16 protein-coding genes are annotated in these 15,307 nt (G+C 64.3%); 10 read left to right on the top strand and 6 right to left on the bottom strand.

The features are described 5' to 3' along the window. Positions 1–5: 5 nt before the first annotated feature. The 4 genes from GDR53_RS08125 to GDR53_RS08110 form a co-directional block, all read right to left on the bottom strand. Positions 6–467, bottom strand: coding sequence for an MmcB family DNA repair protein (locus GDR53_RS08125; protein ID WP_193337554.1), 462 nt, complete (start codon positions 465–467; stop codon positions 6–8). Between the two features lie 3 nt (positions 468–470). Beyond that, positions 471–1,664, bottom strand: coding sequence for an MFS transporter (locus GDR53_RS08120; protein WP_193337553.1), 1,194 nt, complete (start codon positions 1,662–1,664; stop codon positions 471–473). Beyond that, positions 1,661–2,836 carry an MFS transporter gene (locus GDR53_RS08115; protein WP_193337552.1) on the bottom strand — a complete coding sequence of 392 codons (1,176 nt, stop codon included), beginning with the start codon at positions 2,834–2,836 and terminating at the stop codon, positions 1,661–1,663. Before GDR53_RS08115 ends, GDR53_RS08120 begins: the two co-directional genes overlap by 4 nt. 154 nt (positions 2,837–2,990) lie before the next feature. Next, positions 2,991–3,866: a LysR family transcriptional regulator gene (locus GDR53_RS08110; RefSeq protein ID WP_193337551.1), complete on the bottom strand. Its 876-nt coding sequence runs from the start codon at positions 3,864–3,866 to the stop codon at positions 2,991–2,993. A gap of 165 nt (positions 3,867–4,031) precedes the next feature. On the opposite strand from GDR53_RS08110, the gene GDR53_RS19930 reads away from it, so the two are divergent. Then, positions 4,032–4,286, top strand: coding sequence for a DUF1127 domain-containing protein (locus GDR53_RS19930; protein WP_193337550.1), 255 nt, complete (start codon positions 4,032–4,034; stop codon positions 4,284–4,286). Next, positions 4,189–5,154: an aldo/keto reductase gene (locus GDR53_RS08100; RefSeq protein WP_193337549.1), complete on the top strand. Its 966-nt coding sequence runs from the start codon at positions 4,189–4,191 to the stop codon at positions 5,152–5,154. The genes GDR53_RS19930 and GDR53_RS08100 overlap by 98 nt, the downstream gene beginning before the upstream one ends. 58 nt (positions 5,155–5,212) lie before the next feature. Here GDR53_RS08100 and GDR53_RS08095 read toward each other — a convergent pair whose 3' ends face one another. Continuing rightward, a complete protein-coding gene (locus GDR53_RS08095; protein WP_232846758.1) occupies positions 5,213–5,566 on the bottom strand; it encodes a septal ring lytic transglycosylase RlpA family protein in 354 nt (117 codons plus the stop codon). A gap of 445 nt (positions 5,567–6,011) precedes the next feature. Here GDR53_RS08095 and GDR53_RS08090 point away from each other — a divergent pair, with 445 nt between their 5' ends. Beyond that, positions 6,012–7,082, top strand: coding sequence for a GGDEF domain-containing protein (locus GDR53_RS08090; RefSeq protein ID WP_193337548.1), 1,071 nt, complete (start codon positions 6,012–6,014; stop codon positions 7,080–7,082). A gap of 4 nt (positions 7,083–7,086) precedes the next feature. On the opposite strand, the gene GDR53_RS08085 is transcribed toward GDR53_RS08090, so the two are convergent. After that, positions 7,087–7,821 carry a TetR family transcriptional regulator C-terminal domain-containing protein gene (locus GDR53_RS08085; RefSeq protein ID WP_232846757.1) on the bottom strand — a complete coding sequence of 245 codons (735 nt, stop codon included), beginning with the start codon at positions 7,819–7,821 and terminating at the stop codon, positions 7,087–7,089. 169 nt (positions 7,822–7,990) lie between these two features. Here GDR53_RS08085 and GDR53_RS08080 point away from each other — a divergent pair, with 169 nt between their 5' ends. From GDR53_RS08080 to GDR53_RS08050, 7 genes are read left to right on the top strand one after another with little or no spacing between them, the layout of a single operon-like run. After that, positions 7,991–9,271 carry an aspartate aminotransferase family protein gene (locus GDR53_RS08080; protein ID WP_210321433.1) on the top strand — a complete coding sequence of 427 codons (1,281 nt, stop codon included), beginning with the start codon at positions 7,991–7,993 and terminating at the stop codon, positions 9,269–9,271. Further along, positions 9,271–10,764, top strand: a complete 1,494-nt coding sequence (locus GDR53_RS08075) for a CoA-acylating methylmalonate-semialdehyde dehydrogenase (RefSeq protein WP_193337546.1) — start codon at positions 9,271–9,273, stop codon at positions 10,762–10,764. Before GDR53_RS08080 ends, GDR53_RS08075 begins: the two co-directional genes overlap by 1 nt. A 12-nt stretch (positions 10,765–10,776) precedes the next feature. Next, complete coding sequence (locus GDR53_RS08070) at positions 10,777–12,027, top strand: Zn-dependent hydrolase (RefSeq protein ID WP_193337545.1); 1,251 nt, start codon at positions 10,777–10,779, stop codon at positions 12,025–12,027. Continuing rightward, positions 12,024–12,644: a hypothetical protein gene (locus tag GDR53_RS08065; RefSeq protein WP_193337544.1), complete on the top strand. Its 621-nt coding sequence runs from the start codon at positions 12,024–12,026 to the stop codon at positions 12,642–12,644. Before GDR53_RS08070 ends, GDR53_RS08065 begins: the two co-directional genes overlap by 4 nt. A 28-nt stretch (positions 12,645–12,672) precedes the next feature. After that, complete coding sequence (hydA, locus tag GDR53_RS08060) at positions 12,673–14,124, top strand: dihydropyrimidinase (RefSeq protein WP_193337543.1); 1,452 nt, start codon at positions 12,673–12,675, stop codon at positions 14,122–14,124. After that, positions 14,124–14,525, top strand: coding sequence for a hypothetical protein (locus GDR53_RS08055; protein WP_193337542.1), 402 nt, complete (start codon positions 14,124–14,126; stop codon positions 14,523–14,525). Before hydA ends, GDR53_RS08055 begins: the two co-directional genes overlap by 1 nt. Next, a complete protein-coding gene (locus GDR53_RS08050; protein WP_193337541.1) occupies positions 14,522–15,304 on the top strand; it encodes an ABC transporter ATP-binding protein in 783 nt (260 codons plus the stop codon). Before GDR53_RS08055 ends, GDR53_RS08050 begins: the two co-directional genes overlap by 4 nt. Positions 15,305–15,307: the final 3 nt, after the last annotated feature.

The following is a 15,307-nucleotide window of genomic DNA, read 5'->3' as shown; positions in this document are numbered from 1 at the left end:
GGTGCTCACTTCGGACCGGGGTCCATCAAAATGTGGATCCGGTCGGCGCCCAGCCGGGCCAGCTTGAGCATCAGCGCCTTGCGCCTTGCCGGCGCCAGCGGCGTCAGCGGGCTGTCGCGCAGGATCGCCCCGTCATGCCCATCGGCAACGATCAGCCCCTCGCTGTCGGGAAAGATCGACGCATCCAGCTCCGGCGGCTTGGCGAAAAAGAACTTGTCGGAATAGTTGCGATACTCCGGCCATTTCCGGTCGATCTGGAAGTCGATCAGGCTCGACTTGATCTCGACGATCCAGATCTCGCCCTTGGGGCCCACCGCCAGCACATCGGCGCGCCGCCCGCTGCGCAACGTCACCTCGGCATAGCAGGCCATGTCATGGCTTTCCCGCAGCAGCCGCATCACGCCGCGCTGCACCCGCAGTGCGGTGGCCGACTGGCGCAGATCGACGATGGGCGGCAGCTCTTGCATGCTCTAGCCCAGCGGCGCCAGGGGCTCGGGCGGCAGACCCGCTGGGTCCTCCAGCTTGCGCGTGCCCAGTGCGAAGCTCGAAGCCGAGAGCCCGGCCAGCAGCAGCGGCAGGCAGACCAGATAGGAGGCGCGGATATCAACGAATTCGGCAACAAAGCCGAGCAGAGGCGGCGCCAGGAAAAACACCACGACACTGACCTGTCCGATGGCTGCGACATTGACGGCCGCCGGCCGGTCGGTGCGCTGCGCCGCTGCCGAAACCGCCAGCGGATAGACGGCCGAGCAGCCGGCCCCCATCATCGCAAAACCCAGCAGGGCCAGCCAGGCTTCTGGCGCTACACCCACCAGCAGCGCGCCCAGGCTGGCAAAGCTCAGCATGACCATGGCGACATGGCGCGGCCCGTACCGGGCGACGATCGGGTCGGCGGTCAGGCGCATCAGCGCCATGAAAAAGGCAAACAGCGTCAGGCCCATGCCCCCCACCAGCGGCTCCACGGCAAAGACGTCGCGCATATAGATGGCCGACCAGTCGATGCCGGCACCCTCCACAAGGAAGGCGGCAAAGCCGATCAGGCAAAGCGGCAGCAGGCCGCGATTGGGGAAAGCAAAGCGCTGGCCGCCTGCTTCGGTCTGGCTGCGCGCCGTCTGCGGCGCATTGGTGGCGCCCCAGATCAGATAGCCGGTGACCCCAACGATGAGACTCGCCACCAGGGCCAGATGCAGCCCGGCCGAGAGCCCCGATTGCCGGATCATCGCCCCGAACAGCGCGGTAAAGAAGAAGCCGACGCTCCAGAAGCCATGGGCGCGGTTCATGTAGCGCCCGCCGGTCGCGGTTTCGAGTCGGTCGATCTCGACATTGAGATTGATTTCCAGCGCGCCGGCCAGCAGCCCAACCAGCAGTAGTACCGCGAACACGGCAGGGGCCACCGGCAGCCAGGGCACCACGGCCAACAGGATCGCCGAGCCAAGCGTGGTGATGAAGGCGGCGGTGCGAAAGCCGAGCCGCTCAATGATAGGCGTGCCCACGGTCAGCGAAATCAGCGAGCCCACGGCCATGCCGATCATGGTCAGGCCCAGTTGGCCTTCCGACACACCCAGATGCGTCTGGATGTCGGGCAGGCGCGACATCAGCGCACCGGTAATCAGGGCGAAGGAAAAAAAGCACGCATAGATGCGGTGTTGCGGCGCGATCCTCATTCGGCCGGAACCTGGCTGGACTGACGGCGTGTCCCCACGGCATCGGCCATGACCAGCCCCACCACGACCAGCGGAAGGGCGATGCCAAAGGCCCAGCGGATACCGAAATGCTCGGCAATATAGCCCAGCAGCGGCGGCCCGAGCAGGAAGGCCACAAAGGAAATCTGCGCCAGCGCCGCGACATTGACCGCGGCAGGGCGGTCGGTGCGCTGTGCGGCCGCCGACATGGCCAGCGGGAAGAGCGCACTCGTGCCCACGCCCATCAGGGCAAACCCGACATAGGCCAGCCACCAGATCGGCGTGAAGAAGACCAGCAGGGCCCCGATGCCGGAGATGGCGAGCAGGCTGCGCGCCACCACGGCCGGGCTCCAGCGCTCGACAAAGCTGTCAGCGAAGAACCGCGTCACCGCCTGGGTCCCGGCGCCCAGCGCCACAGCAAAGCCAGCCCAGAACGGCGCAGCGCCGAAAATGTCGCGCATATAGATGGCCGACCAGTCGATGCCGGCGCCCTCCAGGATCATGGCCGACAGACAGACGCTGACCAGCACCAGGATGGCGCCGCTCGGGCGGGCAAAGCGCGGCGCTGCCGCGGTGCTGCCGCCGCTGCGATGCCCGGCGGGCTGATAGCGGCCTAGCAGCAGCAGGGAAACCACGCCGATGACCGGCACCATGATGGCCAGGTGCAACTGCGGCGAGATGCCCGCCTGGGCAATGAACGAGCCCACTAGGCCGGCGGAAAAGAAGCCGAAGCTCCAGAAGGCATGGGCGCGGTTCATGATGCGGCGACCCATGGCGTGCTCGACCCGGTCGGCTTCGAGGTTGATGATGATTTCGATGCAGCCGATTGTGATGCCCACCGGTACCAGCAGCAGGAAGAACATCACCGGGCCCTGCGCCCAGACGGCCACGGCGTAGAACACCGACAGCAGCGGGATGGCGACCAGCAGCGTGCGACGATAGCCGATGCGTTCGATGATCGGCCCGGCAAAGGTCAGCGATATCAGGGTGCCGACGGCTGCGCCAATCAGCGCCAGGCCGAGCGCGCCTTCGGCCACGCCCAGGGCCTCCTGGATGGCCGGCAGGCGCGGATAGAGGCTCCCCATGCAGAACGAATAGATGAAGAAGGCGGCGAACACGCGGATATGCGGCGGCATGGCAAGGCCGATAGTCATCTGGAACCACTCGTGAGGCTGAAGGCGCGGGCAAGCTATGCCAATTCGCGTCGTAGGGAAAGCGGGACGAAAACGTTTCAGCCGGGCAATTATAACGTTGCACTAAAGCGTTGCCCGCCGGGCACACTGCCCGCCGCAAGACGGAGTCTCGGCTTTATCGCCGCGGCAACTCGCCGCGAAACAGCGCGCCGTGCTGACCCATCAGCGCGGCCAGGCGGTCGCCCACCGTCCGCACCGACGGATCGTGACGTTCCTCATGATGGCTGACCAGCCATTGTTCGGTTTCCAGTTCCCGGATCGGCGAAGCGATGCGGATCAGGCGCGTGTCGCTGTCGCCGACGAAGCAGGGAAACACCCCCAGCCCCGCGCCCGCCGCCACCAGTTCGCGCACGCTCATGGCATCATTGCCCCGCAACCCGATGCGGTCGCCATGATGGGCCTGCAGCCATCGGGCGGACTGGATCTGCGCGCCTTCCCCCACCACGCCGACGAAATAGCCGGCAGCAATGCCATTGACCAGGTTCAGCCCGGAATAGAGCGCATGCGCCACCCGGCCGATCAGCCGGCCCGCCAGCCATTGCTCGGTCGGGCGCTGGCTGCGAATGCCCAGATCGGCATTGCGTCGGCCGATATCGACCTTCTGGTTGGCGGTGACGAATTCGAGGCCAAACCGGTCGGCCACGCTCCAGACGTCGCCGATATGGCTGGCCACGAAGGCCGAGGTCCAGGGGCCCGCCGAAACGCGCACCATGCGGTCGCCGTGATTGCCTTCCTTCCAGCGCCGCAGCGACAGCATGGCCGCCTCCACATCTTCGGCCCGCGCCAGCAGGTCTTCGCCGGCCGGGGTCAGCTGGTAGCCACTCTGGCTGCGCACGAACAGCGCCTCGCCCACCGCCCGCTCCAGCGCCGTCACCCGCCGGCCCAGCGTTGCCGCACTCAGGCCCGTGGTTTCGGTGGCGGCACTCAGGCCGCCCAGCCGGGCGACATCAAGGAATACCCGCAGATCGTCCCAGTTCAGATCGCTTTTCATTTCTGCAATGAGCCTTGCACTCTTCCCCGTAGAGAATTGGCTGGCAGGACGCCAGATTACGCACAGGCGAACGCACATCCTGTGAGCCGCCCACCACCATACCATCAAATCTGAAAGGCCGGCTATGGCGCCAGCAAGGCGTGCGGCTGGCTATTGGAGTCAAGCATGTTGGATGCTTTCTGGCACTTTCTGGTCCGGCGCTGGCAGCGGGCCAACACTATCTACCAGCTGCGCCGGCTCGACGATCACCTGCTCGTCGACATCGGCACCCCCCGCGACGCCATCATCGATGTCGTCAAAGCAATTGAACTGGAGCTCGACCATGCAGACCAACATCCTGGGAACCTTCGGGCCTGTGAGCCGGCTGACGCTGGGCGGGGGCGGCATCGGCACGGTCTGGGGGCCGGCCTCGCCTGCTGACGCGGTGGCCACGCTGCGCCGCGCCGTCGATGCCGGCATAAACCTGCTCGACGCGGCGCCAGGTTACAAGATCTGCGAGGCGATGATCGGCGAGGCCTTTGACGGGCATCTGCCCGCGGGTGTGCGCGTCACCACCAAGCACGGCCTGGGCACCGTTCCCGCCGACACTGTCTACGCCCGCCTGCGGGCCTCGCTTGAATCCAGCCTCGCCTCCATGCGGCTGCAGCGGGTGGACATGTTTCTGCTGCACAGCGAAATCCGCCCGGATGACTTCGTCTATCCGCCCGGCCAACCGCCGCGCGACGAGCGCTCCACCTGTCTGAGCCTTTATCGCGAGAGTGTCATTCCCGCCTTCGAGCGTCTGGTGGCCGAGGGCCTGATCTTCCATTGGGGCATTACCGGCATCAACCACGCCGCCGCCACCATGGCTGCCCTGGAAGAGGCGCCGCGCCCGGCTGCGGTGCAGGCCATTGCCAACCTGCTCGACAGCCCGGGCGAAATGAACGGCACCGGCCTGCCACCCCGCCCGCGCGACGTTATCGCCGCTGCAAAGGCCCGCGGTGTCGGCGTCATGGGGGTGCGGGCGGTGCAGGCGGGGGCCCTGACCGGGTCTCTCGACCGCGCCGAGCAATCGGCCACCAGCGCCGATTTCACCCGTGCGGCGTCCTATCGGGCGCTATGCCGGCACTGGGGCGAGGACCCCGCCATCGTCGCCCATCGCTATGCCCTGGGCATGGAGGGCGTCGATACGCTGGTGCTGGGGGTCAAGAACGTGGCCGAACTGGAACAGGCTTTGGCCGCCGAACGGCGCGGCCCGCACGAGCGCGCCCAGATTGAGGCCATCGACGCCCTGGGCCTGCGCCTATAGCAGACGGGCCGCCCCCGGCAGGGGACGGCCCGTTGGACAAGCGCTTCCGCTCGAAAATCTAGAGTTGGCTGATGCACACCGAGGTGACGCCGCGATTGCGGAAGCCCAGCTCGGTTGCCGCGGCCTTGGACAGGTCGATGATCCGCTTGCCCACAAACGGGCCGCGATCATTGATGGTCACTTCGATCTCGCGGCCGCTGCTCTGGTCGATCACCTTGACCTTGGTGCCGAAAGGCAGCGAGCGGTGCGCGGCGGTCATGGCATTTTCATTGAAGGTTTCGCCGGAGGCGGCAGTTTTCCCGTTGAACCCTGGACCGTACCAGGAGGCGCCGCCACACTGGGCGAAGCTGGGCGTGGCAATGGAGAACACAAGCACAGCAAGTGCGGCGACGGAGACGGCTTTTCTAGTCAAATCGGAATCTCAATGCAGTTGGCGTTGACCGCTGACTAGTGCAGTCGCCCGGCCACAATGTGCCTGGATTGGCCTATTTGCCCCCCGCGGGTCCTTCTGTTGCAATCGGGCCGCAGTAATTGTTGCCTTGTCTGCGCCGCATTGTCCGACGCCTGCCAGATCTGGAGGAAATGAATCCGCCATTGTCCGCATCGCTAGAATGCCGAATAGCGCAAACCGGCTGTTCAGGATTCATCTTGCCCGGTGTGCTCGAATGGTAACAGTTCCGGCATCAAGCGCAGAAATCGTCGGTTTTCTGCTGTTGGGCGGGAACCCCGCGCCCAATCTGTCGCCGTCCGGCTCGATTGTGACGCTATTACGGCAGGTTTTTCCCGGCGATTCCCTCCCTTGCTAACCATTTGCCAACCTGTTGGGGCTCACTGTTCGCGCGCTGTAGGACGCAGGAATGATATTCAGGTCGATACGCCGCTTTTGCGTGCCGCGCCCCGTTGCGCCGGCCGCGCTGGACGAGCACCACGCCATCAGGTCAATCGGCCGCTGGCTGATGCTCAGCATTGCCATGCTCATGGTCACCGCTGTCGTCATGCTCGTTACCGCCATGCAGGTGCGCACCATCCTTGATGGCGGCCTTCTCGCCGACGAACGGCAACGCGCGGCCAACGCCATCGATCTGCTGACCCAGGAGGGTGAGAGCCTTAATCCGCGCAGCATGGCGCTGATCCGCCAGATCGCCGGCCTGGACGATGTCCGTCTGTCCCCCACACTGCCCTCGGGTGAACGGGAGCAGGCCCTGCCCCTGCTGCGCCAGCAAGATGGCACGGTTGCCTATCTGGTGTGGACCGCCAGCGGCTATGCCGACGAGATCTATGCCCGCTTCGTGCCCATTCGCGTGCCGCTCATGCTGGCCTTGCTGGCCGTTGTGCTGGCGATGGTGATGCGGGTGCGTGGCCTCGTCCGCGATGTAGAGCGCCAGCGCCGCCTGGCGCACCGCCAATCGCGCACCGACCTGGTCACCGGCCTCGCCAACCGCCTGGCGCTTGAAACCGCCATGGAGGCGCTGACCGCCGCCGCCACGCCCTTTGGCATCATCATTTTCGATCTCGATCGCTTCAAGGCCGTCAATGACGCGCTGGGCCACGCCGCCGGCGACCTCGTGCTGCGCACCGTGGGGCAGCGCCTCTCCGATCTACTGGAACCCGGCGATCAGCTGGCGCGGCTGGGCGGCGACGAATTTGTCCTGCTCTGTGTAAGCCGACCCGATGCCGCCTCGCTCGCCTTGCTGGCCCGCACCTGCATCACCCTGATCGAGCAGCCCGTGCCGGTCATGGGGCGTACGGTCCAGGTCGGCGCCAGCCTGGGCATTGTTGCCGATATCGATATCGGCCTGCTGCCCGCCACCCTGCTGGCGGCGGCAGACGCTGCGCTCTACCGCGCCAAGTCGCGGCCCGGAAGCAATTTCGAATTCGCCGGCAAGGCGCCCGAACCGGCCGGGCGCGCCGAACGGCTCTTCGCCTGATCGCTCAGCGCGCCTCCGCTGCACCCCGCGGCCGCGGCGTCAGCCCGTGCAGGAACAACTGCTCGAGATAGCGCGCCGCATCCTCGAAGCGCCCCTCGCCATTGCGCCCCTTGCCCAGTACCGCCCGCACCTGCACGTCGAAATCGGCATAGTGCTGCGTCGTCGCCCAGATCGAAAAGATCAGGTGATAGGGATCGGTGCGGGCCAGCCGGCCCTCATCCATCCAGTCCAGCAGCACCTTGGCCTTTTCATCGACCAGGTTTTTGAGGTCCACCTCGATCATCTCGATGATGCGCGGCGCCCCCTGCAGCATTTCATTGGCAAACAGCCGGCTCTCTCGCGGATAGTCGCGCGCCATTTCGAGCTTGCGGCGAATGTAGGAGCGGATTTCCGGGAAGGGGTCGCCATCGGCATTCATTTCCTGCAGCGGCGCCAGCCAGGTCTCGAGCAGCGCCGCCATCAGCCGGCGGTGGATCTCTTCCTTGCGCGGGAAATAATACAGCAGGTTGGGTTTGCTCATCCCCGCCACTTCGGCGATCTGGTCGATCGTGGCGCCGCGGAAACCGTGCATGGAAAACACCTCCAGCGCCGCCTCCAGGATCACGTCCTGTTTCTCGCGCTGGATGCGCGTCAGCGGCCGGGCTTTTGTCGGCGGATGGCTCGCCGCCTTGGCATCGGCCTTGTGTTGGCGCTTGGGGCTGGCGGCAATCTCGGCACTGTTCATTTTGGTCGGCGGCATTTTTCGCCTTGCTAGAATGTTTGGGAGTGCTAACATTTTTCCAACTGGTCAAAATTCGAAGCATTGCGGCCGCGCGTCAAGTGCCAATCGCGATCAGTCCGGAATAAGGGGAGTGAGAGCCGTGTCCAATTCTAGCGCCGTGGTGCCGAACGATCTGGGTGCCTTCTGGATGCCCTTCACCTCCAACCGGCAGTTCAAGAAATCCCCGCGCATGTTCGTCGCCGCCAAGGACATGCACTACACCACTTCCGATGGCCGCCAGGTGCTCGACGGCACGGCGGGCCTGTGGTGCTGCAATGCCGGTCATGCGCGTCCCAAGATCGTCGAGGCCATCGCCAGGCAGGCCGCCGAACTTGACTATGCCCCCGCCTTCCAGATGGGCCATCCCAAGGCCTTCGAGCTGGCCAATCGCCTCGTCGACATTGCCCCCAAGGGGCTCGACCATGTGCTGTTCACCAATTCAGGCTCGGAATCGGTCGAGACGGCGCTCAAGGTCGCTTTGGCCTATCACCGCGTGAGGGGCGAGGGCGCGCGCAGCCGCCTGATCGGTCGTGAGCGCGGCTATCACGGCGTCAATTTCGGCGGCATTTCCGTCGGCGGCATCGTCACCAACCGCAAGATGTTCGGCACCCTGCTGACCGGCGTCGACCACATGCCGCACACCCATAACCTCAGCAAGAACGCCTATTCCAAGGGCGTGCCCGAATATGGCACCGAGCTGGCCGACGAGCTCGAGCGCATCGTCACCCTGCACGATGCCTCCACCATTGCCGCCGTCATCGTCGAGCCCGTCGCCGGCTCCACCGGCGTGCTGATCCCGCCCATGGCCTATCTGCAGCGCCTGCGTGACATCACCAAGAAGCATGGCATCCTGCTGATCTTTGACGAGGTCATCACCGGCTTCGGGCGCCTCGGCACCCCCTTTGGCGCCGACTATTTCGGCGTCACCCCCGATATCATGGTCACCGCCAAGGGCCTGACCAATGGCGTCATTCCCATGGGCGCGGTGCTGGTGTCCGGCGAAATCCACGATGCCTTCATGCAGGGACCCGAGCACATGATCGAGTTCTTCCATGGCTATACCTATTCGGGTAACCCCATGGCTTCGGCGGCGGGTCTGGCCACGCTCGAAACCTACAAGGAAGAGGGTCTGCTCACCCGGGGCGCCGAACTGGCGCCCATCTTCCAGGACGCGCTGCATTCGCTCAAGGGCGAGCCGCATGTCATCGACATCCGCAATATCGGCCTGGTCGGCGCCATCGAGCTCGAGCCCATTGCCGGGGCGCCCACCAAGCGCGCATTCTCGGCCTTCCTGAAATGCTATGACGATGGCTTCCTGGTGCGCACCACCGGCGACATCATCGCCATGAGCCCACCCCTGATCATTTCGGAATCCCAGATCGGCGAGCTGATCGATGGCGTCCGCACAGCCCTGCGGAGCATCGACTGATGAACACCATTGAAAACGCCGTCGCCGGCAAACGCTATGTCTCGACAGGCCGCCGCGTGCCGGTCTTCAACCCGGCCACCGGCGAGGTCTCGGCCGAACTGCCGCTGTCGACCCTGAGCGAGCTCAATGACGCCGTCGCCTCGGCCAAGGCCGCGCAGGTGAGCTGGGGCAATACCCCGCCGATGAAGCGCGCCCGCGTCATGTTCAAGTTCAAGGCGCTGCTCGATCAATATGCCGATGACCTGGCCCGCGAGATTTCCCGCGAGCACGGCAAGGTGCATGACGACGCTTTGGGCGAAGTCGCCCGCGGCATCGACTGCGTCGATTTTGCCTGCGGCATCCCCCAGCTGCTCAAGGGCGAATTCTCCCGCAATGTAGGCCCGAGCATCGATTCCTATTCCGACCGCCAGCCGCTCGGCGTCGTCGCCGGCATCACCCCGTTCAACTTCCCGGCCATGGTGCCGATGTGGATGTATCCGGCCGCCATTGCCTGCGGCAATGCCTTCATCCTCAAGCCCTCCGAGCGCGATCCCTCAGCCTCCATGCTGGCCTGGAACCTCTTCATGGAAGCGGGGCTCCCCGAAGGCATTCTCAATGTCGTCCACGGCGACAAGGAAATGGTCGACGGCATTCTCGACCATCCCGACATCAAGGCGGTGAGCTTCGTTGGCTCGACGCCGATTGCCGAATATGTCTACCAGCGCGGCACCAAGGCCGGTAAGCGCGTCCAGGCTTTGGGCGGCGCCAAGAACCACATGGTCGTCCTGCCCGATGCCGATCTCGACCAGGTCGCCGATGCGCTGATGGGCGCCGGCTATGGCTCGGCCGGCGAACGCTGCATGGCCATTTCCGTGGCCGTGCCGGTGGGCAAGGCGACCGGCGATGCGCTGATCGCCAAGCTCAAGCCACGCGTCGAAAGCCTCAAGATCGGCCCGTCCACCGACAAGGACGCCGAAATGGGCCCGGTGGTCACCTCCATGCACCGCGACAAGATTCTGGGTTACATCGATTCAGGCGTCGAGCAGGGCGCCGAGCTTGTCGTCGATGGCCGCGGTTTCAAGCTGCAGGGCTATGAAGGCGGCTACTATGTCGGCGGCACCCTGTTCGACAATGTCACCCCCGACATGACCATCTACCGCGAGGAGATCTTCGGGCCGGTGCTCTCGGTGGTACGCGCCGATACCTATCAGGACGCGGTCGATCTGATCCACGGCCACGAATACGCCAATGGCACCGCCATCTTCACCCGCGACGGCGACGCCGCCCGCGAATTTGCCGACAAGATCGAGGTCGGCATGGTGGGCATCAATGTCCCCATCCCCGTGCCCGTGGCCTATCACTCCTTTGGCGGCTGGAAGCGCAGCCTCTTTGGCGATCACGCCATTTATGGCCCCGAAGGCGTCCACTTCTATACCCGCCTCAAGACCGTCACCACCCGCTGGCCCGCCGGCATCAAGGGCGGCGCCGAATTCAGCTTTCCGAGCGTGAAATAGGAATAGGCCATCATGTCTGCCCCAGGAGAAAACCTTCGCATCAATGGTGTTCGGCTCTGGGACAGCCTGATGGATATGGCCAGGATTGGCCCCGGCATTGCCGGGGGCAATAACCGCCAGACCCTGACCGATGAAGACGGCGAAGGTCGCCGCCTGTTCCAGCGCTGGTGCACCGAAGCCGGGCTCACCATGGGCGTCGACCAGATGGGCACCATGTTCATGACAAGGCCGGGCACCGACCCCGAGGCGCTGCCGGTCTATGTCGGCTCCCATCTCGATACCCAGCCCACCGGCGGCAAATATGACGGCGTGCTCGGCGTCCTCGCCGGGCTCGAACTGGTCCGCTCGATGAACGACCTCGGCATCAAAACCCGCCACCCCATCGTCGTCACCAACTGGGCCAATGAAGAGGGCGCCCGCTTTGCGCCCGCCATGCTGGCCTCGGGCGTCTTTGCCGGCATCCACACCCAGGACTATGCCTATGCCCGCCAGGACCAGGCGGGCCTGACCTATGGCGACGAACTCGCCCGCATCGGCTGGCGTGGTGAAGAAGAAGTCGGCGCCCGCAAGATGCACGCCTATTTCGAATATCACATCGAGCAGGGCCCGATTCTCGAGGCCGAGAACAGGCAGATCGGCGTCGTCACCCATGGCCAGGGCCTGTGGTGGCTCGAATTCACCCTCACCGGCAAGGAAGCCCATACCGGATCCACCCCTATGAATATGCGCGTCAATGCGGGTCTGGCCACGGCGCGAACCATCGAGGCGGTGCAGGAGATCGCCATGGCGCACCAGCCCGGCGCTGTCGGCGGTGTCGGCCAGATGAAGTTTTCGCCCAATTCGCGCAATGTGCTGCCCGGCAGCGTGGTCTTTACCGTCGACATCCGCTCGCCCAGTCTGGACAAGCTGACCTCCATGCGCGAGCAGATCGAGGCCAGGGCGCAGGCGATCTGCGCCGAACTCGGCGTCGGCTATGCGATGGAAGCTGTGGGCCATTTCGACCCGGTCGCCTTCGATCCGACCCTGGTCAACCGCGTCCGCGCCGCCGCCGAAAAGCTCGGCTATAGCCATATGGACATCATTTCCGGCGCTGGCCACGACGCCTGCTGGACCAACCGCGTTGCGCCGTCCACGATGGTCATGTGCCCCTGCGTCGGGGGCCTCAGCCACAACGAGGCCGAGGAGATTTCCCGCGACTGGGCCGCAGCCGGCGCCGACGTGCTGTTCCACGCCGTGGTCGAGACGGCGGAGATCGTGGAGTGAGCGGTTCATTCTGGAAGGTATTTTGGGGATCGATCGGCGGTGGTAGTGCACTCCTTGGCTCTTTCTTGGGTGGGTATGCTTGGGCTGGCGCGGGCATCAGTGAGAAGCTCGCGATGGAAAAGGCCCTCTCATACTCGCAGGGCGGCAACGACGTTCGACTAGAGTACGAGAACGCTGAGTATAGGGACCAAACACTGGCAAGTTTGCTAGCTGTGGTGCGATCACCAGAAGTACAGCAAGTCCTGCCTGCCGAAACCAATGAGTCATTGGAGGTAGCCTCAGCTGCCATTCAGAAAGGTGATTTAAGAGCGGCAGCGGACGCGCTACCATCTGCTCTTCTGGCCGTTTCCCCACCTGACTGTCTGCCCGACGGCGTATCCGCGCTTGTTAGGGCGGGCTCGGCGGTTTCAACGTGTCACGCTTTTGGCACCAGAGCGCTCATTGGAAACTACGACGAAGAGAAGAACATAATTCCTGTGACATTGGACGGAGTTATGACGGAAATTGGCTCTTCCGGAGCCGCTACTTCTGGTCGTCTAGCCGAGTGTGATCTCTTAGTAGAGAACGTGATCAAAGCAAATGATGGGGTATCGGTGCGGATCAGTTTTTCGTGCTGAGGTGAACACTACCAGTAAGGGGCAAACCATGACAAAAGTCATCAAGAACGGCACCGTCGTCACCGCCGACCTCACCTACAAGGCCGATGTGAAGATCGAGGGCGATATCATCGTCGAGATCGGCCCGAACCTGAGCGGTGACGAAGTGCTCGACGCGACCGGTTGCTACATCATGCCCGGCGGCATCGACCCGCACACCCATCTGGAAATGCCCTTCATGGGCACCTATTCGGCCGATGATTTCGAGAGCGGCACCCGCGCCGCCCTGTCGGGCGGCACGACCATGGTGGTCGATTTCTGCCTGCCCAGCCCCGGCCAGAGCCTGCTCGAGGCGCTCTCCATGTGGGACAACAAATCGGGCAAGGCCAGCGCCGATTACAGCTTCCACATGGCCATCACCTGGTGGGACGAGCAGGTCTGGCGCGAGATGGACGAGGTGGTCAAACGCGGCATTACCAGCTTCAAGCATTTCATGGCCTATAAGGGTGCGCTCATGGTCAATGACGATGAGATGTTCGCGTCCTTCTCCCGCTGCGCCGAACTGGGCGCGCTACCGCTGGTGCATGCCGAAAATGGCGACGTCGTCGCCGCGCTGACCGCGAAGCTGCTTTCTGAGGGTAATAATGGCCCCGAGGGGCACGCCTATTCCCGGCCCCCCGAGGTCGAGGGCGAAGCCACCAACCGCGCCATCATGATCGCCGACATGGCCGGCGTGCCGCTCTATGTCGTGCACGTCTCTTCCGAACAGGCCCATGAAGCCATTCGCCGCGCCCGCCAGAACGGCATGCGCGTCTATGGCGAGCCTTTGGTGCAGCATCTGACGCTCGACGACAGCGAATATGCCAATCCCGATTGGGATCACGCCGCCCGTCGCGTCATGTCGCCGCCCTTCCGCAACAAGCGGCACCAGGATTCGCTCTGGGCCGGCCTGCAGTCGGGCTCGCTCTCGGTGGTCGCAACAGATCACTGCGCCTTCACCACCGCGCAAAAGCGCAATGGCATTGGCGATTTTTCCAAGATCCCCAATGGCACTGGCGGTGTCGAAGATCGCCTCGCCGTGCTGTGGAGCCGTGGCGTCGCCACCGGGCGGCTGACCATGAACGAGTTCGTTGCCGTGACCTCGACCAATATCGCCAAGATACTCAACCTCTATCCCAAAAAGGGCGCCGTGCTGGTCGGCGCCGATGCCGACCTCGTGGTCTGGGATCCGGCGCGCAGCAAGACCATCACGGCGGCCAGCCAGCAGTCGGCCATCGACTACAATGTCTTTGAGGGCTTTAAGGTCACCGGCCTGCCGCGCTTCGTGCTGAGCCGCGGTCAGGTCGCGGTGGTGGAAAACGAGATGCGCCACCGGCCCGGCCATGGCCAGTTCGTCGCCCGCGAGGCCAAGAACCCGGTCAACCAGGCACTCAGCCAGTGGAAAGACCTCGTTGCCCCGCGCAAGGTCGAGCGCAGCGGCATTCCGGCGTCGGGGGTCTGATGGCAAGCTTGCATTTCACGCTGACAACCGTTGCGACCATCATGGGCCTCAGCGGTACCGCGTCGGCCGCTGTGCTGCCCATTGTGGGCATCTATGGCAATCCCGCCGGCTGTCAGGCCTATTTCACCGGCAATTTCGACGACGACGCCTATCTCCTGCTGACCCCCGATACCTTTTCTGCCTATGCCTCGGCCTGCGACTTTGCCGACTTGGTATCGTCCAGTGACGACGTCCTGGTGGTCAGCGGCGTCTGTTTTGAAGAGGGTGAGGAAGAGAGCCGGATTGATACGGTGACCGTGATGGGCAGTGCCGATGAGGCGTTCTTTGTACAATTCGATGGCCTTGGCCCCATGGGGCCGCTCACCCTCTGCCTCCCTCAGGCGGCGGGGACGCTGACATGAGTTTGGTCGTCTCGGCCCAAAATCTTGGCCTCACCTTTCCCACCAATGATGGCGACGTCATTGCCCTCAGCGATGTGAACCTGACGATCAATAAGGGCGAGTTCGTCTCCTTCATCGGGCCTTCCGGCTGTGGCAAGACCACCTTCCTGCGCACCATTGCCGATCTCGAACAGCCCACCTCGGGCACGCTGACCATCAATGGCCAGACGCCCGAAAATGCGCGCAAGGACCGGGCCTATGGCTATGTGTTCCAGGCGCCGGCGCTCTATCCCTGGCGCACCATCGCCCGCAACATCGCCCTGCCGCTCGAAATCATGGGCTATGCCCAGGCCGAGCAGACGGAGCGCATCGCCCGCACCATGGAACTGGTGAACCTGACCGGCTTCGAGCAGAAATATCCCTGGCAGCTGTCGGGCGGCATGCAGCAGCGCGCCTCCATCGCCCGGGCGCTGAGCTTTGATGCCGATCTGCTGCTGATGGACGAGCCCTTTGGCGCGCTCGACGAAATCGTCCGCGACCACCTCAATTCCGAACTGCTCAAGCTCTGGGCGCGGACGCAGAAGACCATCTGCTTTGTCACCCACTCCATTCCCGAGGCGGTCTATCTCTCGACCAAGATCGTGGTCATGTCGCCGCGCCCCGGCCGCGTCACCGACATCATCGAGAGCACCCTGCCGCCCGAGCGCCCGCTCGACATCCGCGAAACCCCCGAATTTCTGGCCATCGCGGCCCGCGTCCGCGACGGGTTGCGGGCCGGGCACAGCTATGACGAGGTTTAGGCC

Origin of the sequence: Devosia beringensis, from assembly GCF_014926585.1 — a bacterium.
In the GTDB taxonomy this organism is placed as follows: domain Bacteria; phylum Pseudomonadota; class Alphaproteobacteria; order Rhizobiales; family Devosiaceae; genus Devosia; species Devosia beringensis.
The sequence above is the reverse complement of the archived record's forward strand: the minus strand, read 5'-3'. Positions and strand labels throughout refer to the sequence as shown.